Source organism: Variovorax glucosi, assembly GCF_051216695.1.
In the GTDB taxonomy this organism is placed as follows: Bacteria; Pseudomonadota; Gammaproteobacteria; order Burkholderiales; family Burkholderiaceae_C; genus Variovorax.
In genome coordinates this window covers 1-1,174 of sequence record NZ_JBPJZE010000246.1, presented here as the reverse complement: position 1 = coordinate 1,174, position 1,174 = coordinate 1, and the positions used below count along the sequence as shown (strand labels likewise).

The 1,174-nt window shown below is 68.7% G+C and carries 1 protein-coding gene; it reads left to right on the top strand.

The features are described 5' to 3' along the window. Positions 1-9: 9 nt before the first annotated feature. A partial coding sequence (locus ACSFA3_RS24670) for a two-partner secretion domain-containing protein (protein WP_435507996.1) occupies positions 10-1,174 on the top strand: 1,165 nt, incomplete at its 3' end.

The following is a 1,174-nucleotide window of genomic DNA, read 5'->3' as shown; positions in this document are numbered from 1 at the left end:
GCAGGAGGCATGGTCGGCAGCGCGCATGCGCAGCGCGCCTTCAGCGCAGGCTGGATGGCGCAGAAGAACCTGGCCCAGAGCAATGCGATGCAGACGGGCCGTCTGCCCAACGGCATGCCGGCCTCGACACTGACCAGCCCGCAGGCCCAGCAGCAGCAAGCCAATGCCCAGTTGCAGCGTTCGATCAACAACCTCAACCTGGCGGCGCAGGCGATTGCAGCGCAGCAGGCGGCACAGGCCGCTGCGCGCGCGGCCGCGCAGAACGATCCCTCGGTGCCCGATGGCCTGGCCGACGGTGGCCTGAAGATCGACACCAACAGCCTCACGGCCGGCTGGCACAACGCCAACGCCCCGGTGCAGTCGCAGGTCGATGGCCGCACGAACGTCGCCATCCAGCAGACCGGCGACAAGGCCATCCTCAACTGGGAGACCTTCAACGTCGGGCGCAACACGACGGTCGATTTCAAGCAGCAAGCCGACTGGGCCGTGCTCAACAAGGTCAACGATCCGCAGGCGCGCCCCTCGCAGATCCAGGGCCAGATCAAGGCCGACGGCACGGTGCTCATTGCCAACCGCAACGGCGTGGTGTTCTCCGGCACCAGCCAGGTCAACACGCGCAATCTCGTGGCGGCCGCGGCGAAGATCTCGGACGAGCAGTTCCGCACCAAGGGCCTGTACGTCGACACCAACGGCAGCGCGCCCACCTTCACCGATGCCGGGGGCACGGTCGAAGTCCAGGCCGGCGCACAGATCAACACCCACACGCCCCAGTCGGTCACACAGGGCGGCGGCTACGTGCTGCTGCTGGGCAAGGAGGTGCCAAACGCCGGCCAGATCACCACGCCCTCGGGCCAGGCCGTGCTGGCTGCAGGCGACAGCTTCACGATCCGCAAGGGCGTGGGCACAGAGGCCAACCAGGCCTCGACCACAGCGGGCAACGAAGTCTCGACCTCGCGCAGCGCCGGCAGCACCTCGGGCACCGTCGTCAACACCGGCCTGATCGCCGCCACCACCGGCGACGTCACGCTGACCGGCCATTCGGTCACCCAGGCGGGCGTGGTCGTGGCGACCACCTCGACTGCCAAGCGCGGCACCGTTCACCTGTCCACACGCGCCAGCGACGAGACCGGCACCGTCACCATGGCGGAGGGCAGCACCACCGCCATCCTGCTCG